At 57.5% G+C, this 24249-nt stretch carries 24 protein-coding genes; 11 read left to right on the top strand and 13 right to left on the bottom strand.

The genetic code is table 11. The features are described from left to right. Window positions 1-24: 24 nt before the first annotated feature. From speB (GFB49_RS02705) to GFB49_RS02695, 3 genes are all read left to right on the top strand, one after another. Window positions 25-990, top strand: a complete 966-nt coding sequence (gene speB, locus GFB49_RS02705) for an agmatinase (protein WP_153214246.1) — start codon at window positions 25-27, stop codon at window positions 988-990. Beyond that, the gene (gene speB, locus GFB49_RS02700; protein ID WP_153214245.1) at window positions 987-1934 is read left to right on the top strand and encodes an agmatinase; all 948 of its coding nucleotides are present in this window, start codon (window positions 987-989) and stop codon (window positions 1932-1934) included. Before speB (GFB49_RS02705) ends, speB (GFB49_RS02700) begins: the two co-directional genes overlap by 4 nt. A gap of 154 nt (window positions 1935-2088) precedes the next feature. Beyond that, the gene (locus tag GFB49_RS02695; RefSeq protein WP_153214244.1) at window positions 2089-2460 is read left to right on the top strand and encodes a CZB domain-containing protein; all 372 of its coding nucleotides are present in this window, start codon (window positions 2089-2091) and stop codon (window positions 2458-2460) included. Window positions 2461-2517: 57 nt separating this feature from the next. Here the strand turns inward: GFB49_RS02695 and GFB49_RS02690 are convergent, their stop codons facing one another. Continuing rightward, window positions 2518-2808, bottom strand: a complete 291-nt coding sequence (locus tag GFB49_RS02690; protein WP_153214243.1) for a hypothetical protein — start codon at window positions 2806-2808, stop codon at window positions 2518-2520. Between the two features lie 60 nt (window positions 2809-2868). Here GFB49_RS02690 and prfA point away from each other — a divergent pair, with 60 nt between their 5' ends. From prfA to GFB49_RS02675, 3 genes are all read left to right on the top strand, one after another. Next, window positions 2869-3924, top strand: a complete 1056-nt coding sequence (gene prfA, locus GFB49_RS02685; protein ID WP_153214242.1) for a peptide chain release factor 1 — start codon at window positions 2869-2871, stop codon at window positions 3922-3924. Next, the gene (gene prmC / locus GFB49_RS02680; RefSeq protein WP_153214241.1) at window positions 3921-4763 is read left to right on the top strand and encodes a peptide chain release factor N(5)-glutamine methyltransferase; all 843 of its coding nucleotides are present in this window, start codon (window positions 3921-3923) and stop codon (window positions 4761-4763) included. Before prfA ends, prmC begins: the two co-directional genes overlap by 4 nt. A gap of 224 nt (window positions 4764-4987) precedes the next feature. Continuing rightward, window positions 4988-5695: a DUF4167 domain-containing protein gene (locus GFB49_RS02675; RefSeq protein WP_153214240.1), complete on the top strand. Its 708-nt coding sequence runs from the start codon at window positions 4988-4990 to the stop codon at window positions 5693-5695. Between the two features lie 57 nt (window positions 5696-5752). Here the strand turns inward: GFB49_RS02675 and GFB49_RS02670 are convergent, their stop codons facing one another. From GFB49_RS02670 to lptF, 7 genes are all read right to left on the bottom strand, one after another. Continuing rightward, window positions 5753-6271 (bottom strand): GNAT family N-acetyltransferase, encoded by a 519-nt coding sequence (locus GFB49_RS02670; protein ID WP_153214239.1) that lies wholly within the window; start codon window positions 6269-6271, stop codon window positions 5753-5755. A 3-nt stretch (window positions 6272-6274) separates the two neighbouring features. Then, window positions 6275-7120: a 16S rRNA (adenine(1518)-N(6)/adenine(1519)-N(6))-dimethyltransferase RsmA gene (gene rsmA, locus GFB49_RS02665; protein WP_153214238.1), complete on the bottom strand. Its 846-nt coding sequence runs from the start codon at window positions 7118-7120 to the stop codon at window positions 6275-6277. A 79-nt stretch (window positions 7121-7199) separates the two neighbouring features. Next, entirely contained in the window at window positions 7200-8174 is a 975-nt protein-coding gene (gene pdxA, locus GFB49_RS02660) for a 4-hydroxythreonine-4-phosphate dehydrogenase PdxA (RefSeq protein WP_153214237.1), read from the bottom strand. Then, window positions 8171-9418, bottom strand: coding sequence for a peptidylprolyl isomerase (locus GFB49_RS02655; protein ID WP_246149576.1), 1248 nt, complete (start codon window positions 9416-9418; stop codon window positions 8171-8173). The genes pdxA and GFB49_RS02655 overlap by 4 nt, the downstream gene beginning before the upstream one ends. Continuing rightward, window positions 9418-11583, bottom strand: coding sequence for an LPS-assembly protein LptD (locus GFB49_RS02650; RefSeq protein ID WP_153214235.1), 2166 nt, complete (start codon window positions 11581-11583; stop codon window positions 9418-9420). Before GFB49_RS02650 ends, GFB49_RS02655 begins: the two co-directional genes overlap by 1 nt. A gap of 1 nt (window position 11584) precedes the next feature. Then, a complete protein-coding gene (lptG, locus tag GFB49_RS02645) occupies window positions 11585-12688 on the bottom strand; it encodes an LPS export ABC transporter permease LptG (protein WP_343032445.1) in 1104 nt (367 codons plus the stop codon). Beyond that, on the bottom strand, window positions 12685-13827 hold the full coding sequence (gene lptF / locus GFB49_RS21160) for an LPS export ABC transporter permease LptF (protein WP_246149575.1): 1143 nt from the start codon (window positions 13825-13827) through the stop codon (window positions 12685-12687). Before lptF ends, lptG begins: the two co-directional genes overlap by 4 nt. Before the next feature lie 225 nt (window positions 13828-14052). On the opposite strand from lptF, the gene GFB49_RS02635 reads away from it, so the two are divergent. Continuing rightward, window positions 14053-15525 carry a leucyl aminopeptidase gene (locus GFB49_RS02635; protein ID WP_153214232.1) on the top strand — a complete coding sequence of 491 codons (1473 nt, stop codon included), beginning with the start codon at window positions 14053-14055 and terminating at the stop codon, window positions 15523-15525. A 5-nt stretch (window positions 15526-15530) separates the two neighbouring features. Then, window positions 15531-15989, top strand: a complete 459-nt coding sequence (locus GFB49_RS02630) for a DNA polymerase III subunit chi (protein ID WP_153214231.1) — start codon at window positions 15531-15533, stop codon at window positions 15987-15989. Between the two features lie 4 nt (window positions 15990-15993). Here the strand turns inward: GFB49_RS02630 and GFB49_RS02625 are convergent, their stop codons facing one another. From GFB49_RS02625 to GFB49_RS02615, 3 genes are read right to left on the bottom strand one after another with little or no spacing between them, the layout of a single operon-like run. Then, entirely contained in the window at window positions 15994-16575 is a 582-nt protein-coding gene (locus tag GFB49_RS02625) for a retropepsin-like aspartic protease family protein (RefSeq protein ID WP_153214230.1), read from the bottom strand. A gap of 43 nt (window positions 16576-16618) precedes the next feature. Beyond that, a complete protein-coding gene (locus GFB49_RS02620; protein ID WP_153214229.1) occupies window positions 16619-17254 on the bottom strand; it encodes a MarC family protein in 636 nt (211 codons plus the stop codon). After that, the gene (locus tag GFB49_RS02615) at window positions 17251-19101 is read right to left on the bottom strand and encodes an ABC-F family ATP-binding cassette domain-containing protein (protein WP_153214228.1); all 1851 of its coding nucleotides are present in this window, start codon (window positions 19099-19101) and stop codon (window positions 17251-17253) included. The genes GFB49_RS02620 and GFB49_RS02615 overlap by 4 nt, the downstream gene beginning before the upstream one ends. Window positions 19102-19294: 193 nt before the next feature. Here GFB49_RS02615 and ndk point away from each other — a divergent pair, with 193 nt between their 5' ends. Next, the gene (ndk, locus tag GFB49_RS02610; protein WP_153214227.1) at window positions 19295-19717 is read left to right on the top strand and encodes a nucleoside-diphosphate kinase; all 423 of its coding nucleotides are present in this window, start codon (window positions 19295-19297) and stop codon (window positions 19715-19717) included. A 75-nt stretch (window positions 19718-19792) separates the two neighbouring features. Here ndk and GFB49_RS02605 read toward each other — a convergent pair whose 3' ends face one another. Together GFB49_RS02605 and GFB49_RS02600 are read right to left on the bottom strand one after the other, a co-directional pair. Beyond that, complete coding sequence (locus GFB49_RS02605; RefSeq protein ID WP_153214226.1) at window positions 19793-20125, bottom strand: TfoX/Sxy family protein; 333 nt, start codon at window positions 20123-20125, stop codon at window positions 19793-19795. A gap of 98 nt (window positions 20126-20223) precedes the next feature. After that, entirely contained in the window at window positions 20224-20838 is a 615-nt protein-coding gene (locus GFB49_RS02600; protein WP_153214225.1) for a response regulator transcription factor, read from the bottom strand. Between the two features lie 313 nt (window positions 20839-21151). Here GFB49_RS02600 and GFB49_RS02595 point away from each other — a divergent pair, with 313 nt between their 5' ends. Continuing rightward, complete coding sequence (locus GFB49_RS02595) at window positions 21152-21649, top strand: putative pterin-binding protein (protein ID WP_153214224.1); 498 nt, start codon at window positions 21152-21154, stop codon at window positions 21647-21649. 15 nt (window positions 21650-21664) lie between these two features. Beyond that, window positions 21665-24178 carry a hybrid sensor histidine kinase/response regulator gene (locus tag GFB49_RS02590; protein ID WP_153214223.1) on the top strand — a complete coding sequence of 838 codons (2514 nt, stop codon included), beginning with the start codon at window positions 21665-21667 and terminating at the stop codon, window positions 24176-24178. The last annotated feature ends 71 nt before the right edge of the window (window positions 24179-24249 follow it).

The following is a 24249-nucleotide window of genomic DNA, read 5'->3' as shown; positions in this document are numbered from 1 at the left end:
AACACGCAGGGCAGGGAGTTGGTCATGGGATTGGAAGACGCAAAGAACCAGGTGGATGAGGCCTTTACCCGCGAGGATTTGAAAGGGCCGAGTTTTGAGAACACCTTTGGCGGGGCGACCTCATTCCTGCGTCGTCGCTATACCAAGGATCTGCGCAAGGCGGATATTGCTGTGACGGGCGTGCCCTTTGATCAGGCGGTCACCAACAGGCCCGGAACCCGTCTTGGGCCCCGCGCGGTCCGTGAGGCCAGCGCCCTGCAAAGCCCGGACGCGCCTTATGGCTGGCCCTTTGACGTGTTGGGGGAACTGGCAATTGTCGACTATGGCGATCTGGCCTTTGACTATGCCAATGTCGCGGCCTTTCCGGATGCGTTAACGGATCACATTCGCGGGATTTTGGACACGGACACCGCCTCGGTCGCGATTGGCGGCGACCATTACGTGTCCTTCCCTATTCTCAAAGCCTATGCGGAACGGTATGGACCTTTGTCCCTGCTGCAATTTGATGCGCACAGCGACACGTGGCCGGATGACGATTTCGACCGCGTGGATCATGGTACAATGTTCTACAAGGCGGTGAAACTGGGGCTGATTGATCCCAAGACCTCGGTTCAGGTTGGGATCCGCACCACCAATGCGGATACTTTGGGGGTTAATATCATTGACTCGGCCACCGTGCATGAGATTGGTGCCCAGGAAACCGCCCGCCGGATCAAGGCGATTTTGGGCGATCGTCCCACCTATTTGACGTTTGATATCGACTGTCTGGACCCTGCATTTGCACCGGGCACCGGAACACCGGTCTGGGGCGGGTTGTCCTCGGCGCAAGCCGCGCGTATTTTGCGCGAAATTGCCGGTATCAACATCAAAGGCGGCGATATCGTAGAAGTCTCTCCTCCGTATGACACCTCGGGTGCGACGGCGATTGCCGGTGCCCATGTCGCAACTGAAATAATCTGCCTATTGGGCTGGAACATCTTGAAAAAATGACACAATTCAACCAACCGATCAGCGGCAATGACCTCGCACGTTTCTCGGGGCCGAATACATTTATGCGCCTGCCACAGGCCACATCACTGGAAGGGTTGGATGTGGCGTTTCTGGGGGTTCCGATGGATATCGGCACCTCCTGGCGGTCGGGCACGCGTTTGGGGCCAAAACACATCCGGTCCGAAAGCGCGATGCTGCGCCCGTATAATATGACCACCAAGGCGGCGCCTTTTGAACATCTGAATGTGGCAGATATCGGCGATCTGGCGATCAACACGTTCTCTCTCAAAGATTCCTTGCGCATCATCGAAGAAAGCTATGAGGCGATCTTGTCCGGGGGCTGTGTGCCGATGGCAATGGGCGGAGATCATTCGATCACCTTGCCAATCCTGCGGGCGATGGCGCGCAAATACGGTCCGATGGCCGTGATCCATGTGGACGCCCATGCGGATGTGAACAGCGATATGTTCGGTGAGAAGGAGACCCACGGCACGGTCTTTCGCCGCGCCCAGGAAGAGGGGTTGGTGGTTCCGGACAAGGTGTACCAGATCGGTCTGCGCGGCACCGGCTATTCTGCCGAAGACTTTGCAGAGGCAACGTCATGGGGTTTTCAACATTTCCCGGCTGCTGAGCTGTGGGGGCGTTCGCTGGCGGGTATGGGAGCCGAGATCCGGCGCGATATCGGCAGCCGACCGACCTATATTTCCTTTGATATTGACGGGTTGGATCCGTCTTATGCGCCGGGTACGGGCACGCCGGAAATTGGCGGGTTGACGACGATGCAGGCGCTGGAGCTGCTGCGGTCGTTGGCGGGGGTCACGGTGGTTGGCTGTGATCTTGTCGAAGTGTCGCCGCCTTATGACAGCAACGGCAATACGGCCCTGACAGCGGCGAACCTTCTGTATGAAATGCTGTGTATCCTGCCGGGCGTTGCGCGCAAGTAACATCGCGTTTGCGCTGCGGGGCTGTCGTCTGATGTAATGCCCGCTGTCTCGTGCCGTGCCGGCAGGCATTTTCTACTTGGCGCGCGGCCTGAAAAGCAAAATTTAACCCTCCAAGTCTATTGGAGAGGACGTTCCAAAGTCTTAGGAGGGTTCAATGGATAAAGCCGTTTTGGAGCAACAAATCGGGGAAGCCATGCAGGCGCATGCGGCCTGGAAACAAAAACTGGGCGATGCTGTTAAGACAGGTAGGCTTCCCAAGCCGAGCTGCGATATCCGCACCAATGACCAGTGCTCTTTTGGCAAGTGGCTGTTTTCATTAACATCTGATCCCAGAGTCGCAAGGAGCGCCGGCTATCAAGAGGTGATGAAAACCCACACGGTTTTCCATCTTGAAGCGGGACGTGTCGCCGAGTTGGTCGAGAAAGACGACCTTGCTGCTGCAGAACGGGCCTTGAATGGTCCAGGATATAACGCTGCAACAACCAATCTGAACAATGCCATGCTTCAGTGGAAGCAGAGCATCTGAGGACCCTATTCATTGCCACGCCTAATGTCATTTGGGCTTGGCAATGAGGTTTGATCGCTAAAGCTTTAATGGGTGCTGCCCTTCGGGGCGGCTCTGTTTAAGGTGAGAGATTGTGCAGCCGTCGTCAATCTTACGCCACATGGGCACATTGAGGGACATCTGACATTGTGCCATGAACATATTGCCGTCGACAAACAAGCAGATGGTCTGCCCCAGTTCCACGCGCGCGCCTGAGGTGTCGGTGCAGTAGCAGTCGATGGTTTTCCCGCCCGGACCTGTAACGTCTGCCAAGGCGGGGGTCAGATTTGCAACGACCGCCAAAGAAACAAGAATACTGGTAAGTTGCATGACGCTAGCATATCACATAGTTCAAGTCTGCCTAAGTGCAAAAGATATGAAAGCAACTCGATGATCCCCCAAGAACGCCTGCATCAAATCCAGCAACGGTTTCAGTACCTTGAAGCCGCGATGGCGGATGGCAGCACGGGCGAAGACATTGCAACCCTGGCCAAGGAATATTCAGACCTGCGTCCGGTGGCCGAACAGATCGCCGCGTATCAGCAGCTGTTGGAAGATTTGGCAGAGGCTGAAGCGATGCTGGAAGACCCGGATATGCGCGCGCTGGCCGAAGAGGAGCTGCCTGCGCTGAAAGAGGCTTTGCCGACAGCCGAACACGCGCTGCAGCTGGCGTTATTGCCCAAGGATGCCGCAGATGCCCGTCCCGCGATCCTCGAGATCCGCCCCGGCACCGGTGGGGATGAGGCGGCCCTGTTCGCGGGTGATCTGCTCAGGATGTACATGCGCTATGCCGAGGCCCGCGGCTGGCGATTGGAGCTGATCGAGGAACAAGCCACCGAGCTTGGCGGGATCAAGGAGGTCGTGGCCCATATTAAGGGAGAAAACGTCTTTGCCCGCATGAAGTACGAAAGCGGTGTGCACCGGGTGCAGCGTGTTCCAGCCACCGAAAGCGGCGGGCGCATTCACACCTCGGCGGCGACCGTGGCGGTTCTGCCCGAAGCCGAAGACGTGGATATCGACATCAACCCGTCAGATATTCGCATCGACACCATGCGGGCCTCTGGTGCAGGGGGACAGCACGTCAACACCACAGATTCCGCCGTACGGATCACCCATTTGCCGACCGGGATTATTGTCACAAGTTCCGAGAAGTCGCAGCACCGCAACCGTGAGATCGCGATGCAGGTTCTGAAAACGCGGCTTTATGATCTGGAACGCCAGCGGATTGACAGTGAACGCTCCGCTGACCGGGCAAGCCAGGTGGGATCCGGAGACCGGTCTGAACGCATTCGAACCTATAACTTCCCCCAAGGACGGATGACGGATCATCGGATCAATCTGACCCTTTATAAGCTTGAGCAGATCCTGCAGGGCGATCTGGATGAAACCATCGATGCGCTGACGGCGGATGCGCAGTCGCGCCTGCTGGCCGAGATGGATCAATGACCGCACAGACCGCAGCCCAGGCCATGGCCGATGCCACACATCGACTGCGTGCGGCCGGTGTGACGGACCCGGCCCGGGACGCGCGGGTCTTGCTGGCCCATGCCGCCCGGATTGAGGCCAGCCGCGTGACTTTGATCGCGCCCGAAGAATTGTCGGACGAAGTCGCGGATCGCTATGAACAGCTGATTTCCCTGCGTGCCATTCGCGTGCCCGTGTCACATTTGATTGGGGAACGTGAGTTTTATGGTCGCCGGTTCAAAGTGTCGGGCGACGTTCTGGACCCGCGGCCAGAGACTGAAACACTGATCGAAACTGCGTTAAGCCAACCTTTTGCCCGCGTTCTGGACCTTGGGGTGGGCTCTGGCTGCATCCTTGTGACTTTGTTGGCCGAGCAGGGGCAGGCAACAGGTGTCGGAGTGGATCTCAGCGATGCGGCCTGTCTACAAGCCAGCGCCAATGCGGTGTTACACCGGGTGCAGGACCGGGCAGAGATCCACGCATCTGACTGGTTTTCAAACGTTGACGGCCAATTCGATCTGATCGTTTCCAACCCGCCCTATATTGCGCTGTCCGAGATGGAAGGCCTCAGCACCGAAGTGCGTGAGTTTGAACCTGAAATGGCTCTTACGGATGGGGGCGACGGGCTTGCAGCCTATCGCGCGATCAGCGCAGGCCTTGGGGCGCATCTGGCACCAAAGGGTCGTGTGATGGTCGAAATTGGCCCAACCCAAGCAGCAGCGGTCACAGATTTGTTTTATTCTGTTGGTTTGGTGAACGTGTGCACCATTCGGGATCTGGATGGTCGCGACCGGGTTGTCTGTGGCTTTGCTCCGGATTGAGGTGGAAAAGTCAAAAAAAACCGGGTTTCCCACAGAAATTCGTATAAATTTTAACGCGCCCCCTTGTGTCATGGCGCATTCCATGGTTACTCAAAGAAGTCGCCTGAGCGTGAGGATCGAAACTCCTCTGCGGCGACGCCAAGCCCAAAATCGCTGATGACCCTGCGCAGAGGCGCGCAACTTTAAGGTCTTCGGCATAATGAACTAAGGCTGACGTTAGGCTTATGAGATCGTCTAAATCCCGTTCCCGGTCGAAATCGAACCGGAACCGTCCCAACGGTGCAAATGTTGTCAACCGCGTGTTTGACAGCTCAGGACCCGAGGGCAAAGTGCGCGGCACGCCGCAGCAAATTATTGATAAATATAACCAGCTCGCTCGTGATGCGCAGCTGAGTAATGACCGTGTGGCAGCTGAAAACTTTCAGCAGCACGCGGAACATTACTTGCGTATGCTGAACGAAGCCCAACGTGAAATCGAAGCGCGTCGGGAAGAGCAAGAGCGTCAGAACCGCGAACGCCAGGCAGAGCGTGACCGGGAGCGTGCGGAACGTCTGGAGCGCCAAGAGCGTGAAGCAGCCGCCAAGGCGGATGCTGCAGCTGCCGCTGCGGCCAGCACCGACGGTGCCGAGGTGATCGACCCACATGAAAGCGCTGCAAACGAGGACAGCAGCGGCTTGGTTGAAACGCCAGAAAGCATGACACAACCCCCAGTGGCTGCGCCTGCCGCCGAAGAGGGTGAAGCCGCGGAAAAGCCAAAAAAGCCAGCGCGTAAACCACGCAGCCGCAAACCGGCTGCTGAAGGGGAAGAGGGATCTAAGCCCAAGCCCCGCGCACGCAAGCCCAAAGCCAAGGCTGAAACACCAGCAGAGGCCGCGCCAGAGGCGGAGCAACCGGCAACAGACGCCGGTGACGCGGCTGCTGCCGCTGAGTGATCTGAAAAGACGTTTGGTTTGACTTAAGACCCCGCAGCCATATGGTTCTGCGGGGTTTTACTTTGGCTGAACGTCAAATCCCGGCGCAAAGGTTATTTCCCCCACGGGGGACATGGATGTGAACGCGAGGCCCTGCACGTACTCGGCCGGGACTGTGCCATATGTGAGCCCGTCACAGCGCGTAAATCCAAACCGGCCGTAATAGGATGGGCTGCCGATCAGGACACAGCCCGAAGCTGGGAGGCCGCGCAATTGGTCCAGCCCTGCAGTGATCAAGCGGCTGCCAACGCCAGTCTTCTGCTGTTCTGGCGCAACCGATACAGGGCCAAGCGCGTACCACGCGCCATTTGTTTCACCCACGGTGGCCGGAGAAAACGCCACATGGCCGATGATCTGATCCGCAGCGACCGCCACCAGGGATAGTGTGAGATCGCCGTCATCGCGCAACGCCAGCACAATATGGCCTTCGGTGCCGGATGCGTATGGCGTCGGCGCAAAGGCCCGCTGTGTCAGATCAAAAATCGCCGCATAGTCATCGGGGCGGGCCTCTCGAATTGAAAACACATCCCCGGTCATCGGTCACTCCATAGGTTTTAAGCTGCGGGCCAAGGCGCAAAACGCCTCAAGGCTGACCTGTTCCGCCCGTTCCGTAGGCGGGATGCCTGCGGCGGTCAGGTGGTCTTCGATGTCCGGGCTCACCGATTTGAGCGCGGCGCGCAGCATTTTGCGGCGCTGATTAAAAGCCGCAGCCACAACACGGGACAGGGTGGCCGCATCCGCTGGAAACCGGGGCGCGGGCAGCGCGTTCAGATGCACCACGGCGCTGCTGACCTTGGGAGGCGGGGTAAAGGCCCCCGGCGGCAGCGATAGGACAATCTTTGCATCCGCGCGCCATTGCGACAAAATTGCAAGACGGCCGTAAGCTTTGGAGCCGGGCTGTGCAACGATGCGCTCTGCCACTTCGCGTTGGAACATCAGCGTGAGGCTTTGCCAAAACGGTGGCCAGTCTTTTGGGGTCAGCCAGCGCACCAAAAGCTCGGTTCCTACATTATACGGCAGATTGGCCGCCACGCGGATCGGCGGCGTCAGATGCGCCAAAGGGTCGATCTCAAGCGCGTCACCGTTGATCACTTCAAGCTGGCCGGGATAGGCCGTGGCGATCTCAGCTAGGGCAGGCAGGCAGCGGCTGTCTTTTTCAATGGCCAGAACCCGGCGCGCGCCTTCGGACAACAACCCACGGGTCAGGCCTCCTGGACCGGGGCCGATCTCCAGCACGTCACATGCGCTCAGATCTCCGGCCTGGCGCGCGATCTTGGCGGTCAGGTTCAAATCCAGCAAAAAGTTCTGCCCCAGCGATTTGCGGGCCGAAAGCTGGTGTGTTGCAATCACCTCGCGCAGAGGGGGCAGGGAATCGATGGCGCTCATACGGTTTTGTTCTGACCAGTGTAAGGGGCCAACTGGCCCAGATGTTAAGAGCCCGTGTTAGGAGCGTGCCCGCCAAGCGTCAAGAGCTGGCCGCCATCTGCTGCGCCAACAACAGCGCTTCGATCAAGCTTGACGGGTTTGCCTGACCCTTGCCTGCTATGTCAAACGCGGTGCCATGATCCGGGGATGTGCGCACAAAGGGCAGGCCCAAGGTCACATTCACACCCCGGTCGAAGTCCAATGTCTTGATCGGGATCAGCGCTTGGTCGTGGTACATGCAGACAGCGGCGTCATAAGTCTTGCGGGCGGCTGCGTGAAAGAGCGTATCGGCCGGGTGCGGGCCGGTTACCTGCGCCGGGGCAACATCCAGATCGGCAAGGAAATCGTCGATCCATTCCAGCTCTTCCCGCCCCATCGCGCCCCCTTCGCCGGCATGTGGGTTCAGCCCGGCAACCGCGATGCGCGGGGCAGGGATCCCAAATTGGCTGCGCAGACCCCGGGCGGTGATTGTGATCACCTCTTCTAACAGCTCTGGGGTCAAGGTTTCGGGGACGTCTGACAAAGCGATATGAATGGTCGCAGGCACCACCCGCAGCATGGGGCTGGCCAGCATCATCACAACGCGATCGCGCCCGGCCAAATGGGCCAGAAACTCTGTGTGACCTGGAAAGGAAAAACCTGCGCCGTCGATCAATGCTTTTTTATGGATTGGAGCGGTGCAGAGCGCGCTGGCCTGGCCGGATTGAACCAGATGGACGCCGGTTTCAATCGCCTGGATCACGCCGGACGCGTTGCGGGGATCTGCGGTCCCTTGTGTGGTTTCTCCGGCAAAAGGAACCGGCAGGACCGGGAAAGCCTCGGCGCTGACTTGCGACACCTGGGCGAGGTCCGACACAATCTCAACCGGGGTGTCTGTTGGCAGGTGGCGGGGATCACCTAGCCAGACGAAGGGGCAGCGCCCCCGCAGCTCCTGCCAGGCTTTGACGGCGATCTCTGGGCCAATGCCCGCAGGCTCCCCACAGCTGAGAGCAATGGGGCGCGCAACAGATGTCATTCGATAATGCGCGCTTCGGCCCGCAATTGTGACAACAGACTGTTTGAGAAGGTCTCAAGCCGCTGCTGCGTCAGCGCACTGGCAATAGAGTTCCGGTCAGCGTCTTCCGCAATCTCAGACGTGCGACCACAGAGCATCACCAGCGCCAGCGTCTGACCATTGTTGCGGGTCACCGCTGTTGACGTCTCACCAGGGTCCAACTTGGACAGTTCCAGCGCGATATCATTGGGAATTTCAGATGGGGGCAGGCTCTCGATTGTCAGAACGTCCGGCGATTGATCTTGTGCGATGCCATAAAAATCGTCGCAGCTGTCCACGGCATCGATCACGTTTTGCGCGGCAGCCAAACCTTCGGAGGTGCGCCCACCCGGGATCAGATATGTCGCGTATTCAATCGCCGCAAAGCGCTGTTCACTGCCTTCAACTTCGCGAATGCCGCGCATCTGAAACAGGGCGACGGCCCCTTGCAAGGTGATTGCATCAGAGATTTCGCCGGTTTTAAGGTTCAGAACAATTTCGCGCAGCTGCGGTGGCAGACGTGTCAGCTCCATCCAAGGCAAACGCCCGCCATTTGCACGGCTGTCTGCGGCGGACACTTGGGAAGCGGCGGCTGAGAAATCATCAAAGGTTTTAAGGGCGCGAACCTGTTCAACAAAGCCTTCAATCTGCGGCGCTGTCTCTTCGTTCAGGGGCACGATGATCTCGGACAGCAGGACCTGCACACCACCGCGTCCGGCGGTGCCAATGGCCTGGTCAATCTCTTCATCAGTTGGACGGGCGCGGGCCAAAAAACGCGCGCCGATATATTCGCGCCAGCCGATGCCGACACGGGTAAAGTCCCGCAGCGTCTGCGGGTCAACCCCGGCCTGGCCCATGGTGTTGTAGAACTCGTCCAGCGACAGATTGGTGCGCTGCGCCAATCCCTCCAGCCCTTCTTGCACTTCCTCATCTGTGGGCACCAAACCCACTTCGGTTATCAGTTTCAGCTTGAGCCGGTCTTCGATCAGATCCTCGCGCGCCTGTTTCAGCGGATCACCCGGTGTTCCGGTTACCGCCAGAAACCGCGCCCGCTGGTCAAGCTCATACTGGGTGATCGCCTGATCGTTGACGCGGATGACCGGCGAAAACAGGCCCTGCGCTGATACAGAAGGGGCGGCAAGCGCCACCATGCTGGTCAGAGCCACCGCGCCAAGGGTGCGACGCAAAACAATACCCGCAGAGCGGAGAGTAAAGTGAGAAAACATCAAGTCTTGCTGCATGATCGCCTGTACTTATTGGTGCCGCTGTTCACGGAGAACCCGTTTAATGAGATTGAAAAGCCGAAATCCGTGGACGGGTCAACACTTGTCGTTGAGGTATAGCGACGATTGACCGACAGGTCGACCGTTACACATTCGTTTTGATAGGCCAGCCCCAGACCCGCACGTGTTGCACGCCCGTCCGAGACATCATACCGCAGGTTGGCATTGGCGGCCCAATTGCTGTTGACCTCATATTGGCCGTCAAACCACAGCTCGGATGTTGCATCCGTACGCCCTTCGTCCGCGTCGGTCCCAAGCCACAGGTAGCTGCTGCGAAAACTGGCGCGTTTGTAATCCACATCTCCCCGCAGCTCCGCTTTGGAGAAGTTAAAGGAGCCGTTCAGCAGCCCTCGTGCTGTCAATGCGATGCCTTGGTTCAACTTTATTTGACCCGCCAAAAGGATATCAGATGTGGTTCCGCCAAGCCCAGAGGTCTTGGTAAACTCACTCTCGGCCTCTTCCCGGTAAATCTGCCCAACTGTTGCAGAGGCTTGCCAGCCGCTTTGGGCGAAATGGGCCCAGTTTACACCGTAGGCAAATTGCAGCCCGTCCTCACGCTTGTCAGAGGCTGGAAAGCGCGACAAGGACAATAGGTTGCCTTGGTCAAATTCGACAAAATTGCTTTCGTCGTTGGGGATGTCTTCGCCCGACAGGTTGGACCAGCTGACTTGGGCAATGGGTTCCAGAAACTGTCGTGATCCATTCCCTGTGGTGCGTGTCATCGGCAAGCGGAACGTCAACGCCGTCCGCGGTACAGCACGACGGCTGTTATTGGCAGAAACCGCATCATCTTCGATTGCGAACCGTTCAAATGCTGCGCCGGCTTGCCACTCGGCGACAACTCCGGAGTTGAACCGCCAGTCCTGGCGCCAGTTCACATCCAGTGAGAATCGGCCAATATCCCGCCCTGCCGGATCCAGCGCTGTTGCCAGTTCTTCGGATTCTCTTCGGTGGGCATGGGTTTCCAGCCGGTACCGGAACTCGCCCGTTTTGCTCCACAAGGGGTGAATGCGGCGCTCATAGACAAGGTCGGCAACGATAGACGGGACTTCATCCTGATCTTCGCTGTCGCGCAGCGTTTTGTAGTGAATAAACCCGCCGCGGAAGAACTCATCTCGTTTGATCCGGCTTAAGATCACATCTGACCGCAATCGGTCCACATCGGCCAATCCGTAGTCGGCGAAATAAGCATCGTCAGAGACCGTGCGCAGGTTTACTGCAAGCTTATACCCCTGGTTCAGATCAAAGCGACCGGTCAGAAACGCATACCCGCGATCTTGGTCCGGTTGCAGATCATCCCGTGTGAATGCGCCGTCGATCTGGATTGTGCCGCGTTGGAACGCCTGACGATAGCGCCAATCCAACGTCCTCGTTTTTGAGGACACATAAGGCGCTACCGTGAGGTCCTTGTGATCGCCGATTTTGAAGAAGTAAGGAACCTTTACCCCGGTGGCCAAATTCGATGTGGTGCGCAAAGACGGCACAAGAAAGCCGGTCGCCCGGTCCAGCGTTGGATCCGGAAGGCGTAAGGCTGGCAAATAGAATACTGGCACATCCCGTACCCGCAATTGTGCGCCTTCGAGATAGATCTGGCGTTCTTCTTGGTCGTGCGTGACCCGTTCTGCCCGGATTTGCCACAGCGGGGGGCGGCCGTCATCACACACGTCACAAGAGGTTACGGCTGTTTTATAAAGCTGGGTATAGCGTCCGCGCACGCGCGTTGCCTGAAGCGCTGCCAGCTGTACCTGTTGATTAAACACCAACCGGGCAGACGACAGAATGCCGTTTTGCAAGTCGCTGTCCAGCTCGGCAGCATCGGCCAAAATAGACACCTCGCCATCCTGGTCAATGCGGATGGGCCCCTCAATTTTCAGCTGCCCTTTGGCATCGTCAAATGTGATCTTTTCAGCTTGCAGGCGCACCTCGCCCTGGAATACCTCGACTCCGCCAGACGCCACCAATTGCCGCTCAGGGGTTATGAAAACCTGATCCGCCACCAAGATGGCTTGCCGGTTGGCCGTTGCGGGTTCCACCAGCGCTTGGGGCAGGGCCGGTGTTGCTGCTGCGAGCCAAGGCAGCACAACGCTTATCAAAAGAGTGCGGCGCATGTTATCCGTCCTCGGCGTGGAGCAAGAGCCCCAAAGTCAACATTATGGACGCAACCGGAGGCGCCCAGGCGGCCATGGCAATAGGGACCTGCCCGTTCTCACCCAGGATCTGGGCAAAGTTGCGAATGAAATAGAGGCCAAACCCCAGCAGAACCGCCATCAACACGGCCAGGCCGGTGCCGCCAAACCGTGCGTGGCGCATGGTGAAAGCCGCGCCGACCAAGACCATCGACACCAAAAAGATCGGTCGCGCCAATTCCACTTGCAGCAACACCTCATACCGTTTGGTCGAGAAACCGGCCCGCTCCAGGTCGCGGATGGTTTCGGGCAGATCGTAGATAGAGATCCCTTCGGTGGCACCGATGGTGTCGCGGATCCGCTCAGACGTGAGCGTTGTTGCAAGTCGCAGGGTATCATGGGTTTTGGATGCGTTTTCGGGCACAAACCCGACAGCCAGCGGCCAGACCTTGGCATTGGTGAGCACCCAAGCTTCTCCGTCCAACTCAGCCCGTTCGGCCAGAATACGGTTTCGGGGCCCTGAGTCCTTGGTGTATTCCAAGATGTTGACGTCGCTCAGGATGATTTCATCACCCTGTCCCAAATAGCCACGCGCATGGATGACGGATTGGCCATTTGGCGTGCCCTGTCTGAGCCAAAGACCTTCACCGCTTATCGAGAAACTGTCGGTGCCGCCATTGCGGTACTCATCCGACAGCTCTTTGTACCGGTTTACAGTGGCCGCCGCGATTGGGTTCAACGTGCTGAGGGAGACGAGCCCAATCAAAAGAGCCACCACAAGAGGGGGGAGCAAAGCACGAATGCCGGATCGGCCAGCGGCCCGTGTGACCACCAGCTCGCTGCTGCGTGCCAAACCAACGAACAAAACAACGGCCGACAATATCATGATCAACGGCAGAAACTCATTCAGTGCTGCCGGCACGTTCAAAAACGTTAAGTTTATCAGCTCGGCAAAATTCAGATCGACGCCTTCAAAGCGGCGGATCTGCTCGTTCAGGTCAATCAGGGTCACCAGCGTCATCAGCACACCGCTGATCACGAGGAACCATTGAAAAAACCGCCGGGCGTAATAGAGATCGAGCTTCACGACGCAATCTCCTGCTTGGCATTTCGGCGCAGTTTCAAATGGAGCCTCAGCGGACGGGCGGACAGTTGCAAAAACAGGAGCGCCATGGCGATCCCCAAGACAGTTGGAACATAGATCAACGGCCACAGTTCGGGTGTGGCGATGACCGGTTCCGACACAACGCCCCGCAAGCCTTCGACAATGATCAATATGACAAAAGCCAACAGCGCCTGACGCCAAACACCAAACCGGGAAAAGGATCCAAGCATCAGCGCAGAGAAGCCGATCAATGTGACGGCCACACAGACAAAGGCTCGTGCAAAGCGAAGATGAAATTCTTCGGTCTGTGCGCCGATACTGTGACCTTCATTGGCTGCAATCTGGCGGTTCTGTGTTATCAATTCAGCGCTGGGAATTGCGCGAATATTGCGGGCGCGGCCCTCTGCTTTATTGGCAAGGCTACTGATATCGTACGAGAAATCAGAAAATGCCGTTGTCGACAGTCGGCGCGTTTCGTGATGCAGGCGTTGGGCCAGTCCATCCACCATAATCAAATGGGTGCGGTCTTCATCGCGCACCAAAAACGCTTTGGCGCCGGTGTAGGTCACGGTCACTTCTGGGTCTCGCCTGTCCGACAGGAACACATCATTCAGCGTTCCGTCGTCATCAATTTGGCGGATGTAAAATGTAACGCCCGGTGCCGGATGCAGGAAATCCCCTTCGTTCAGGATCCGGGCCGTGACATTGCGTGCCACTTCGGATTGGCGTTCATCCAATTGACTGATCGACAGCGGCAGCAGAAAATGGGTGAGCGCCAGCATCATCGCGGCACAAATCGCACCAAAGACCAGCGCGGGTCGCGCCAGCTGCCAGGGGCTGGAACCGGTGGCCCGCAACACCGTCAGCTCGCTTTCGCCATTCAACCGATTGGTCACCCAGACCGTGGCCGCAAAAGCTGCAATCGGTAGGATCATCCGGATCAGATTCGGCAAAGTCAGCGCAGAAAATTCGAGAAAAACCAGAACCGACTGACCGTCACCGATCAACCGGTCAAACAGCACAACGGCGCGGTTTACCCAAAAAACTGCCACAAGAACTAGAGCAAAGAAGCCAAAGAACAGCAGATATTGAGACAGGACATATCTGTCGAAACGTGACAAGCAATCCCCCCAGATCCGCATTTGTCTAATTGAGGCGACCTTAGTGCATTTAAACAGCGGGGAAAACTGCAATTTCAATGCTTGCGTCAATTGCCGCCTGTGCGACCTTGGACGCAAAATTCTTCCAAGGATCGGGTGTTGCACCGTGTTGGTTTCGGTTTTGCCTAGTCACCGCTTGCACGCCGCGCTACCAGTGGGAAAAGAATAGGTCCAAAGGGAAGTTTCATGAGCCAATCCGCCAAAGTCCGCCTTGTAGAATTTGATATCAAAACCATCGGAGACATCACCGGTCGTCTGGCCGTCATCGTGTCACCCGAAGGCGATCTGGATCCCGGTGCACGTTCCACCAATCGCCTTTGCAAAGGGGCTTTGGCCCGGATGGTCGAGGGGGACGGTTTGCAAAAAACCAAAGCGGGCGATGTGCTCACCTTGGCCTGGCCTGCGGGTCTTGCGGTCAAGGCGCTGGATGTGGTGGTTCTGCCCAAGAAACCCACCCAAGCGCAGCTGCGCGGTGTTGGGGCGAAACTTGCGGCGCGGACAGGCAATGATGTGGTGACCCTGATGGCCGGATCTTTGGCCAAGGCCGAGGAGCTGGCGCTGGGCTTTGCGCTGCGCTCCTATGCATTTGATGCGCATAAATCTGAAACCTCTGGCGCTTTGCCAGAGCTGGTGATCGCCCATAAAAAAGTCGATGAACTGGAGGCACCAATTGCCACCACATTGGCCTTGGCCGATGGCGTTCACATGACCCGCGACCTGGTGAGCGAGCCTGCAAATGTTCTGACTACCACCGAATTCGCCGATCGTTTGGTTGAGATGGAAGCGCTGGGACTAAAGGTTGAGGTGCTCGAAGAGGAGCAGTTGGAAGAATTGGGCATGCGGACGCTTTTGTCCGTCGGTCAGGGCTCTGACAGCCCATCCAAAGTGGTTGTGATGCAGTGGAACGGCGGCGCCGAAGGGGACGCGCCGCTGGCATTGGTTGGCAAAGGGGTTGTGTTTGACACGGGCGGCATCTCTCTGAAACCAGCAGGTGGCATGGAAGACATGACCATGGATATGGGCGGCGCTGGCACGGTTGCGGGCACAATGCGGTCATTGGCGCTGCGCAAGGCCAAGGCCAATGTGGTGGGTCTGGTTGGCCTGGTAGAGAACATGCCCTCCGGCAGTGCGACGCGGCCTGGCGATGTGGTCAAATCCATGAAGGGCGACACGGTTGAGATCATCAATACTGACGCCGAAGGTCGTTTGGTTCTGTGTGATGTGCTGTGGTACGCGCAGGAGCGGTTTGAACCGGCGGGTGTGATTGATCTGGCGACCCTAACCGGTGCAATCATCATCGGCCTTGGCCATGAGAACGCGGGCGTCTTCTCCAATGATGATACGATCTGCAACAATTTCCTGTCGGCCGCCATGGCCGAGGGCGAGGGCGCATGGCGCATGCCGTTGGGCGCAGCCTATGACAAGAAACTGAAATCCCCGATTGCGGATATGAAGAACATCGGCGGGCGGCCAGCAGGCTCGATCACCGCAGCGCAGTTCCTGCAACGGTTTATCAAGGACGACGTGCCGTGGATCCATCTGGATATCGCAGGTGTTGCACATGTGGCATCGGGCACTGATTTTGCCCCCAAGGGCGCAACCGGCTGGGGTGTTCTGGCGCTGAGCCGTCTGGTGCAGGACCACTACGAGGTGGAGTGATCCATATGGGGGCCGCCTATTTCTATCACCTGACTCGCCGCCCACTAGAAGAGACCTTGCCGGTCCTTCTCGACAAGGCGCGTGGGGCGGGCTGGCGGGTCGCTGTGCGCGGGGTCGAACCCGATCGCATGGCGTGGCTAGATGATCGCCTGTGGCTGGGGGCTGATGACAGCTTTCTGGCGCATGGGCTGGCAGGCGGCCCACATGATGCATTGCAACCCATTTTGCTGACAACAACGCCACAGGCCGCCAATAACCCGGCCTGTGTGATGGCCATCCATGGGGCTGAGGTGAGCGCGGCCGAGGTCGCCCAGCTGGAACGGGTGTGCATTCTCTTTGATGGCAATGATCCTGACGCCGTGCAGCGTGCGCGCATGCAATGGAAAGCCCTGACCGGAGAGGGCTGCAGCGCGCAATATTGGTCCGAAGAAAGCGGCCGTTGGGAGAAAAAGGCGGAAAGCTGAGCGATTATCGGGTCAGCACCAGCGCATTGTCGCGAATTTCGATGCGGGACCATCGTTGCAGATAGCTCATGCCCAACAAGGACTGCTCCAGCGCACCTTCGTTGACCCAGGCGCGCACGTTTTTATCGTGAAACCCGTCGACTACAAATTCATCCAGCCGCACCATCGCGGTGCGTACCTCACCGTTGGCGGTGCTGGCACGCCCGTGAAAGACCAGCTCATCGGCCGGATACCCAATGCGCGCGGCGTCCTCCAAAGACAGAACAACCTGCGATGCGCCGGTGTCTACCAAGAACTGAACCGGCACCCCATCTACTTCTGCGGTCAGGTAATAATGCCCATCCCGCGCACGGGGCAGCATCAAGCTGTCGCCATCGGCATGCAGGCTCTGCTGGGGCACCAAATCACCGCGAATGTCCTCCCACAGACCATAGCCAGCGATCACGCCAATAAAGATAAAGACCCAGATAACAACCTGTTGCAGTGTTTGGTTCATGGATTGCCGATTTTGAGCGACAAACCAGAACAAAACCGCAATCAGCAGAACAACCAAATAGATCAGATGGGCGATATCAAACGACGGCATAAAGCTCCCCCTTACGGTTCAAGATAGGAGGTCAAGGGCCTCTTTACGATCCCATCAGGCCAAAATCACGCAGCCCGTCCAGCACGAATTGCACCGCAAGCGCCGCCAGCAGCATACCCAAAAGGCGGGTTACGACGGTGACGCCGGTCTTTCCCAGCGCCTGCGCCAGTGCGCCTGCCGAGAAACAGAGGCCCAAGAGGATCAACAAGACGGCGGCCACAACGCCCATGGTGGCAGCAAAGCCGACAAAACCCGAATGTTCGCCGGTCAGAAGGATCACAGTCGTAATCGATCCAGGGCCCGCGATCAGCGGTATCGCCATTGGGAAGACGGATGGATCTTCAATATCCTCTTCTTCCTCTTCAGGCTGGCTGCGTTCCTCGCGCCGTTTGGTGCGGCGTTCAAACAACATGTCGAGCGCGGTCAGGAACAATAAAATGCCACCGGCCACGCGGAAGGCAGGCATGGAAATGCCGATGAATTCCAACACGGCTTCGCCCAAAACCGCAAAGACGGCCAACAGCCCACCCGCAACTGCAATGGCACGCAGGGCAATCCGACGCTGTTGTTTCGTGGGCAAACCCTGGGTCAGCGCGATAAAGATCGGGGTCAACCCAATCGGGTCGATGATAACAAAAAGGGCCACAAAAGAGGTGATAAAAAACCCGCTGTCGATCATTGTGCTTCGACCTCCTCCAGTTTTTCCAGCGCTTCCATCCAAAGTGCTTCGGCCCGTCCCAGCGCTTCGACACATTCGGCGTGTTTCTTCTGCCAGACTTCCATGTCGGCCGTGTTGCCACTTTCATAAAGCGTCGGATCTGCCAGTTTCACGTCCAGCTTTTCCTGCATTTCAGTCAGTTTCTCGACCCGTGCTTCGCATTTTCGCACCTCTGATCGCAGCGTAAGAACCGCGTCCCGGCTGGCCCGTTTGGGCTTGGCCGCCTTTGGGTAGTCCGCTTTGGCGGCGGGTTTGTTCTGGGCCAGCAGAAAATCGCGATAACTGTCCAGATCCCCGTCATAGGGTTTCACTGTGCCGTCAGAGACCAGCCACAGACGGTCGGCCACCAGCGACAGCAGGTGCATGTCATGGCTTACCAGAATGACCGCGCCGGAATAGGCGGTAAGCGCCTCAACCAGCGCTTCGCGGCTTTCGATATCCAGGTGGTTGGTCGGCTCATCCAGGATCAGCATATGCGGCGCATCCAAAGTGGCCAGCAGTAAAGACAGACGCGCCTTTTGCCCCCCTGACAATCGCCCCACCTGAACCTCGGCCTGTTCCGCGCCCAGGCCAAACCCCGCCAGACGGGTGCGCCATTTTGCGGGTCCTTCCTCAGGGCGCAGGCGACGCAGGTGTTCCACCGGGGTTTCATCCACATAAAGCTCATCCACCTGATGCTGGGCAAAGAAACCCACCCGCAGCTTGCTGGATTTTGTGAGCTTTCCCGCCATCAGGGGCAAACGTTCGGCCAGGAGTTTCGACAGGGTGGATTTGCCCTGACCATTTTTCCCCAACAGCGCGATCCGGTCGTCCTGATCAATGCGCAAATTCATGCGGCGCAGGATTTCCGTTTCTCCATAACCAGTTACGCCACCTTCCAAATGGATGATCGGGGGCGACATTTCCTCGGGCTCGGGGAAGGAAAAGGCGCGCAACGCGGCCTCTTGCGGGGTGGTGATCGGCTTCATCTTGGCGATCATTTTCAGACGCGCCTGTGCCTGTTTCGCCTTGGTCGCCTTGGCCCGGAACCGATCCACATAGCTTTGCAAATGGGCGCGACGCGTATCTTGTTTCTTAGCCTCGGACAGCGCGGCTGCAATGCGGGCCGCGCGTGTTTCGGCAAAAGTGTCGTAATTGCCCTGATACAGCGTCAGTTTCTTGTCTTCCAAATGCAGGATGCCGTTCACAGCCCGGTTCAAAAGGCCGCGGTCGTGGCTGACAATCAGAACCGTGTGCGGGTATTTCGCCAGATAGCTTTCCAGCCACAGCGCGCCTTCCAGATCCAAATAGTTGGTGGGTTCGTCGAGCAGCAGCAAATCTGGTTCGGCAAACAAGACCGCCGCCAGAGCAACCCGCATCCGCCAACCGCCGGAGAAATCCGAACAGGGGCGGCGCTGATCTTCATCGTCAAAGCCAAGCCCTTTGAGGATCGAGGACGCGCGCCCCTCGGCCGACCAGGCATCGATGTCGGCAAGACGTGTCTGAATTTCGGCAATCCGTGCAGGATCGTCTGTTTCTTCGGCCAACAGGGACGCGCGTTCCGTGTCTGCCGCCAAAACCGTGTTGATCAGCGACACTTCGTTTGACGGAACCTCCTGCGCCACGCCGCCGATTTTCGCCCGGTTTGGCAGCTCGATGGCACCGCCTTCCAACGTCAGCTCGCCCCGGATCAGACGAAACAGCGTGGATTTACCGGTGCCATTGCGGCCGACCACGCCGATTTTGTGACCGATCGGAATATTGGCTGAGGCCCCTTCAATCAAAGTGCGCCCGTCGATGGAAAAGGTGATGTCCTGGATCTTTAGCATGCATGCGGTGTGGCGCAGGGGCCGGGCCCTGTCAATTCGTATGCGCCGCCTTTTGATCAATTTGCACAAGCTGTGCCAGAACCCGCGCGCGCAGGGCACGAAGCCTCTTCCCATAGGGGCTGCGGCATGTTACCCGGCGCGCGATGTTTTTTCGTGTGGGGATGGCCCTGCACACCAGTTAAGGAGAGCCACAATGGCACTGGAACGCACCTTCTCGATCATCAAGCCCGATGCAACCCGCCGCAACCTGACCGGCAAAATCAACGCCAAGTTCGAAGAAGCGGGCCTGCGTATCGTTGCGCAAAAGCGTATCCACATGACCAAAGCACAAGCGGGTAAATTCTACGAAGTGCACGCTGAGCGTCCGTTCTATGACGAACTGTGCGAATTCATGTCCTCTGAGCCGGTGATCGTTCAGGTTCTGGAAGGCGAAAACGCCATCGCGAAAAACCGCGAAGTCATGGGCGCAACCAACCCGGCCGAAGCCGATGCAGGCACCATCCGCGCGGAATTTGCTGAATCCATCGGCGAAAACTCGGTTCACGGTTCTGACGCACCGGAAACCGCAGCGGTTGAGATCGCATACTTCTTTGCAGGTATCGAACTGGTTGGTTAAGCCACCGGTTTTGCACGTGTTGCAAATGGGACCGCTCTGATTAGTCAGGGCGGTCTTTTTATGTCTTTCAATGGGTTATCTGCGTTTCTCAATCACGCCGATGCTATCCAGGATCCGTTCAAATTCGGATAGGTTTTTGTCAAAGGCTTCCGCCTTGATCGCATCAAATCTTTGGCGCAGGGCTTTTTTCTCATCGCCTTTGCAGTCGTTCCACGGACGCCCCTGCAGTCCCATCACCAGAACATAATAGCCGATGAAATGCGGTTTCGTGCCCGCGCGCAGCAATCTGGCATAGGCCTCATCCGGTCCCATTGCGCGCAGCTCTTCCGCGGTCAGAATACCCGCTTTGTGGCAGGATTGCTCAAACGCGGGCCCAAGGTTGCGGATGGAGGAAATGGGGCTGGACATAACGGGAACATATGCCGTTGTCTTGGCAATGTCATCCCGTTTGTTTTTCAGGTGCCAATAAAACCTTAGGCCTTTCTGGCGTTATACGCTCTGGGGGGTCAGAACAAACCGGCTTCTTTTGCGATCAGCGCGGCCTGGGTGCGGTTCTTGGCTTCCAGTTTGCGGCACAGGGTACGCACATGCAGCTTGATCGTCACTTCCTGCAGGTCCAGTTCGCGCGCAATTTCCTTGTTCGACAGACCCCGGCTGAGTCCACCCAGGACTTCCAACTCACGCGGGCTGAGCTTTTGAGCCAGCGGGTGCGTATCGCTGTTGGCTTGCTCGCGCATCAGTTCAACCGGCATATAGATTTCACCAGCGCTCATGAAGCGGACGGCGTTTAGCAGCGACTTGGCACCCATTGTTTTGGGAATAAAGCCAATGGCACCGGCGTCCAGCGCGTCCTGAGCCGTGCGTGGTGGTGCGGTTCCTGACAAAATGCCAACCCCTTTACCGCCATTTGCGGCGAGGGCGCGGGACAAACCATCCAGCCCCATCATACCGGGCATATTGTAGTCCAGCAGCACCAGATCAAAAGGGCCACTGCCTTCCAGCTCGACCAAGGCGGATTGCAGGTCAATTGCTGTCGTGACTTCCGCCCCGCCTTCGGATGTCAGATAGGCAGAAATCGTTTCACGCACCATGTCATGGTCGTCTGCAATCAAAATTCGCATCAGTTGCGACACCCTACTCGTGTTACTGGTCTCCGAATATATAGGCGGAATTCTTTCCAAATCCTGAATTTCGCCCAAAGATTGTGTGGCATATGCTGACATAGAAGACTCCAAAATATGTAACTTTATGCACTTAAGATTAGTTTGAAATGACTTTTTACGCTGCCACTACGATGGCTAGGGCGTATTATTCAGATGTTTGAAAGTAATATACGAAAGAATACTCCACTATCCGGGCGGGCCAATGCGGCGGGACAATCCCTATGCAATAGTGCGGTCAAACCCTTGGATGTGTCTGAGAAGGAGTATTTTGATGAAGGGTATCATCACAACGGTTGCAGCAACGCTGATGGCCGTGATTGCACTAAGCACAGCGACCCTCGCTGGAGAAGAGCCGGTTCTGACGGTTGAAATCCTTGCGGCCGATAGCGGGGTGACCACAACACAAAGCTATACGATGGACCAGCTGCGCGCGCTGCCTGTGTCCTCGTTTGAAACGGAGACCATCTGGACCGAAGGCATGCAGACCTTCACCGGTGTGCCGCTGGCCGCGCTGGTTTCTGAGCTGGACTTGACCGGGGAAGAGATTGAGGCCGTGGCGATCAACGCCTATTCGGTGAAAATCCCGGTGAGCGATGCCGTCGAAAATGGCCCCATAATCGCCTTTGAACGCAATGGGAGCCAGATGAGCATCCGCAACAAAGGCCCGCTGTGGATTGTCTACCCCTATGACAGCAGCGCCGACTACCGCACCGAAGCGATCTATTCCCGCAGCATCTGGCAGCTGGAAAAACTGGTCGTGAAAAACTGAACCTAGGGGGCGGGCATGTACAGTCAGCAAGAGCGGAAATTGCGGCGGTTCCGTCGTGGCGTTGCGGCATTTGGCATTGTTATTCTGCTCTTGCTGTTTGGAGAGTCGATATGGCTTGGCAGCAAGATTCTGACCCGCCTTCAGGAATTATCGACGGCGCAGACCGACAACCTGCGTTGGAACCTCACCCAAATCGAGGTGGAATACCTCAAGGTCGAAAACCGTGCACTGGCCACCCAGCAAGAAGAAGACCTGCGGGACCTGCGCCGGGCTTTTGATGTGTTCTACAGCCGCATCACAACTGTGCGCGAAAGCTCGGTGTTTGTCCCATTGCGTGCGGATAAAACAGCGAATGAACTGCTCATGCATGTTCAGGAACGTTTGGATGAGCTTGCGGCTTTTGTTGATTCCAGCGATGCAGAGTTCCTGCAAAAGATGGATGCGTTCCGCGCGCAAGTATTTGAAAACCGGGAGGATATTCGCGCGCTCGCCATTGCGGGCCTGAATGTCTATTCCGAAGAGAACAAGCAAAAACGCCTGGACCTGCATCGGCTGCTGTCGCAACTGGCTTCTGTTGTGTTCGTTCTGGTCTCCGCTTTGGGTTTGACCGCATTGCTGCTGGCGGTGCTGTATCGCCGGGTTCGCAGCCTTGCTGCGGCACGGGCCCGCAGTGCTGCGCGGATGAAGGCCATGGTGTCCTCGTCGTTGGATGCCATCCTGGTGATGAACAGCCAGGGTCAGATCGTGGAGTATAATGGCGCAGCCCAAACTGTGTTTGGTTACAAACGCGACGAAGCGCTGGGCTCGGATATGGCCCAGTTGATTGTGCCGACCCACCATCGTGACGCCCATCGAAAAGGGCTAGCCCGGTTTTTAAAAACCGGGAAATCCACCGTTGCCACAAATGGGCGGATCGAACTGGAAGGGATGCGCAAATCTGGCGAAGTCTTCCCGGTTGAATTGTCCATCACCCCAACGGTGACGGATGATGACACCGTGTTTGTCAGCTATTTGCGCGATATTTCAGATCGCTACGCGGCCGAGGCGGAGCTGCGCGCCGCGCGGGACGATGCATTGGCGGGGGAGCGGGCCAAAGCCAATCTTCTGACCGTCATGAGCCACGAGATGCGTACGCCGTTGACGGGTGTATTGGGCGCGATCGAGATTATGGAGAGCGAGCAGCCCACGGCCACCCAGCGCAAGTATCTGCGAGCCATGCGGGTGTCGGGCGAGCTGCTGCTGCAACATGTCAACGATGTTTTGGAGCTTTCGCGGCTGGAAGCGGATGTCGCCCCGGAAGAGGAGACCTCGTTTGACCTGGTCGATTTGGTCGAAGGTTTGGTCGCCAGTCAGCAAGCGACTGCACAGACCACGGGGAATGATCTCTCAGTCTATTGCAACCTTGGTGGCTCCCGGTTTGTAAAAGGCATGCCGCGTGCGATCCAGCAAACCCTGTTGAACCTGGTGGGCAATGCGCTGAAATTCACGCGCAATGGAGCGGTTATGGTTGAAATCAGCCGTGACCATGATGGCGACATGGTGGAATTCCAGGTCGCTGACACCGGCAAGGGCATTGCGCCGGAACATCTGGAACGCATCTTCGAGGATTTCGTAACGCTTGATTCCAGCTATGGCCGCATGAGCGAGGGGACCGGTCTTGGCCTTGCGATCACGCGCCGGATGGTGGCGGCGATGGGTGGAGAGATCACTTGCGAAAGCGAGGTTGGGGAGGGCAGCACCTTTATCATTCGTACGCCTTTGCCGGTTGTCGACAATTCCACGTCTGGTGTCATGAGCCGGTCCGAGGTCGACCGCCGCTCCGCGCGCTTGCTGGTTGTGGAAGACAATGACGTAAACCGCGAGCTGCTCCAGAAGATGTTGGAGTTGATGGGACACAATGTAACGGCTGCCTCTGGAGGGGCGGAAGCCGTTGCTTTGGTTGCTAAGAACCATTTTGATTTGATTCTGATGGACATCAGCATGCCAGAAGTCGACGGAATCGAAGCGATCCGGCGGATCCGGGCGCGCAACTTGGCGCCACAAACAGATGTTGTGGCGCTCACGGCGCATGCTGCGTCAAAAGATCATGCGCGCATTCTGGCCGCTGGTTTTGCTGAGATCCTGACCAAGCCGGTCAACAAACGCCAGCTGGTCGAGGTGATCGGACGCCGCGCATTACGGCCTGGAACTGGGGAAAGCGAAGAGGAATTGGGCTCGGATATCGCCCAGTTTTTTGAAGCCTTGGGGGCGGAAAAGGCGCAGGAGTTTCTGATCCGATTCCTAGATGAAATCGCCCTGTTTGCGGCAGAGCTGTCCAAAGGCGGAGACATTTCGAGAGAACTACGGACTGAATCCCATAGGCTTGCAGGGTCAGCAGCGGTATTGGGCCTAGCGAGTCTGCGCCGTTGTTTGCAAGAAATCGAAATCGGTGCTGAAGATCGGCCACCTGCCTGCGATCAGTTTGGCGAGGTCTGGCAGGAATCTGAGGGTATCTTGACCTCCGAATTGCGCCAAATTGCGGCGGAGTAATCGCGCGCTTTTGCGCGTGTGTGGCTTCGGCGTCTCCGATGTTTGGCCACGGCCATTTTAATGCATCCCGA

The sequence above is a fragment of the Tritonibacter litoralis genome (genome assembly GCF_009496005.1).
Lineage (GTDB): Bacteria > Pseudomonadota > Alphaproteobacteria > Rhodobacterales > Rhodobacteraceae > Epibacterium > Epibacterium litoralis.
The sequence above is the reverse complement of the archived record's forward strand: the minus strand, read 5'-3'. Positions and strand labels throughout refer to the sequence as shown.

What these genes read in the sequence shown, in the direction of transcription:
- speB (WP_153214246.1), top strand. Translation starts at nt 25, where the DNA reads ATGGGATTGGAAGACGCAAAGAACCAGGTGGATGAGGCCTTTACCCGC.
- speB (WP_153214245.1), top strand. Translation starts at nt 987, where the DNA reads ATGACACAATTCAACCAACCGATCAGCGGCAATGACCTCGCACGTTTC.
- GFB49_RS02695 (WP_153214244.1), top strand. Translation starts at nt 2,089, where the DNA reads ATGGATAAAGCCGTTTTGGAGCAACAAATCGGGGAAGCCATGCAGGCG.
- GFB49_RS02690 (WP_153214243.1), bottom strand. Translation starts at nt 2,808, where the DNA reads ATGCAACTTACCAGTATTCTTGTTTCTTTGGCGGTCGTTGCAAATCTG.
- prfA (WP_153214242.1), top strand. Translation starts at nt 2,869, where the DNA reads ATGATCCCCCAAGAACGCCTGCATCAAATCCAGCAACGGTTTCAGTAC.
- prmC (WP_153214241.1), top strand. Translation starts at nt 3,921, where the DNA reads ATGACCGCACAGACCGCAGCCCAGGCCATGGCCGATGCCACACATCGA.
- GFB49_RS02675 (WP_153214240.1), top strand. Translation starts at nt 4,988, where the DNA reads ATGAGATCGTCTAAATCCCGTTCCCGGTCGAAATCGAACCGGAACCGT.
- GFB49_RS02670 (WP_153214239.1), bottom strand. Translation starts at nt 6,271, where the DNA reads ATGACCGGGGATGTGTTTTCAATTCGAGAGGCCCGCCCCGATGACTAT.
- rsmA (WP_153214238.1), bottom strand. Translation starts at nt 7,120, where the DNA reads ATGAGCGCCATCGATTCCCTGCCCCCTCTGCGCGAGGTGATTGCAACA.
- pdxA (WP_153214237.1), bottom strand. Translation starts at nt 8,174, where the DNA reads ATGACATCTGTTGCGCGCCCCATTGCTCTCAGCTGTGGGGAGCCTGCG.
- GFB49_RS02655 (WP_246149576.1), bottom strand. Translation starts at nt 9,418, where the DNA reads ATGTTTTCTCACTTTACTCTCCGCTCTGCGGGTATTGTTTTGCGTCGC.
- GFB49_RS02650 (WP_153214235.1), bottom strand. Translation starts at nt 11,583, where the DNA reads ATGCGCCGCACTCTTTTGATAAGCGTTGTGCTGCCTTGGCTCGCAGCA.
- GFB49_RS02635 (WP_153214232.1), top strand. Translation starts at nt 14,053, where the DNA reads ATGAGCCAATCCGCCAAAGTCCGCCTTGTAGAATTTGATATCAAAACC.
- GFB49_RS02630 (WP_153214231.1), top strand. Translation starts at nt 15,531, where the DNA reads ATGGGGGCCGCCTATTTCTATCACCTGACTCGCCGCCCACTAGAAGAG.
- GFB49_RS02625 (WP_153214230.1), bottom strand. Translation starts at nt 16,575, where the DNA reads ATGCCGTCGTTTGATATCGCCCATCTGATCTATTTGGTTGTTCTGCTG.
- GFB49_RS02620 (WP_153214229.1), bottom strand. Translation starts at nt 17,254, where the DNA reads ATGATCGACAGCGGGTTTTTTATCACCTCTTTTGTGGCCCTTTTTGTT.
- GFB49_RS02615 (WP_153214228.1), bottom strand. Translation starts at nt 19,101, where the DNA reads ATGCTAAAGATCCAGGACATCACCTTTTCCATCGACGGGCGCACTTTG.
- ndk (WP_153214227.1), top strand. Translation starts at nt 19,295, where the DNA reads ATGGCACTGGAACGCACCTTCTCGATCATCAAGCCCGATGCAACCCGC.
- GFB49_RS02605 (WP_153214226.1), bottom strand. Translation starts at nt 20,125, where the DNA reads ATGTCCAGCCCCATTTCCTCCATCCGCAACCTTGGGCCCGCGTTTGAG.
- GFB49_RS02600 (WP_153214225.1), bottom strand. Translation starts at nt 20,838, where the DNA reads ATGCGAATTTTGATTGCAGACGACCATGACATGGTGCGTGAAACGATT.
- GFB49_RS02595 (WP_153214224.1), top strand. Translation starts at nt 21,152, where the DNA reads ATGAAGGGTATCATCACAACGGTTGCAGCAACGCTGATGGCCGTGATT.
- GFB49_RS02590 (WP_153214223.1), top strand. Translation starts at nt 21,665, where the DNA reads ATGTACAGTCAGCAAGAGCGGAAATTGCGGCGGTTCCGTCGTGGCGTT.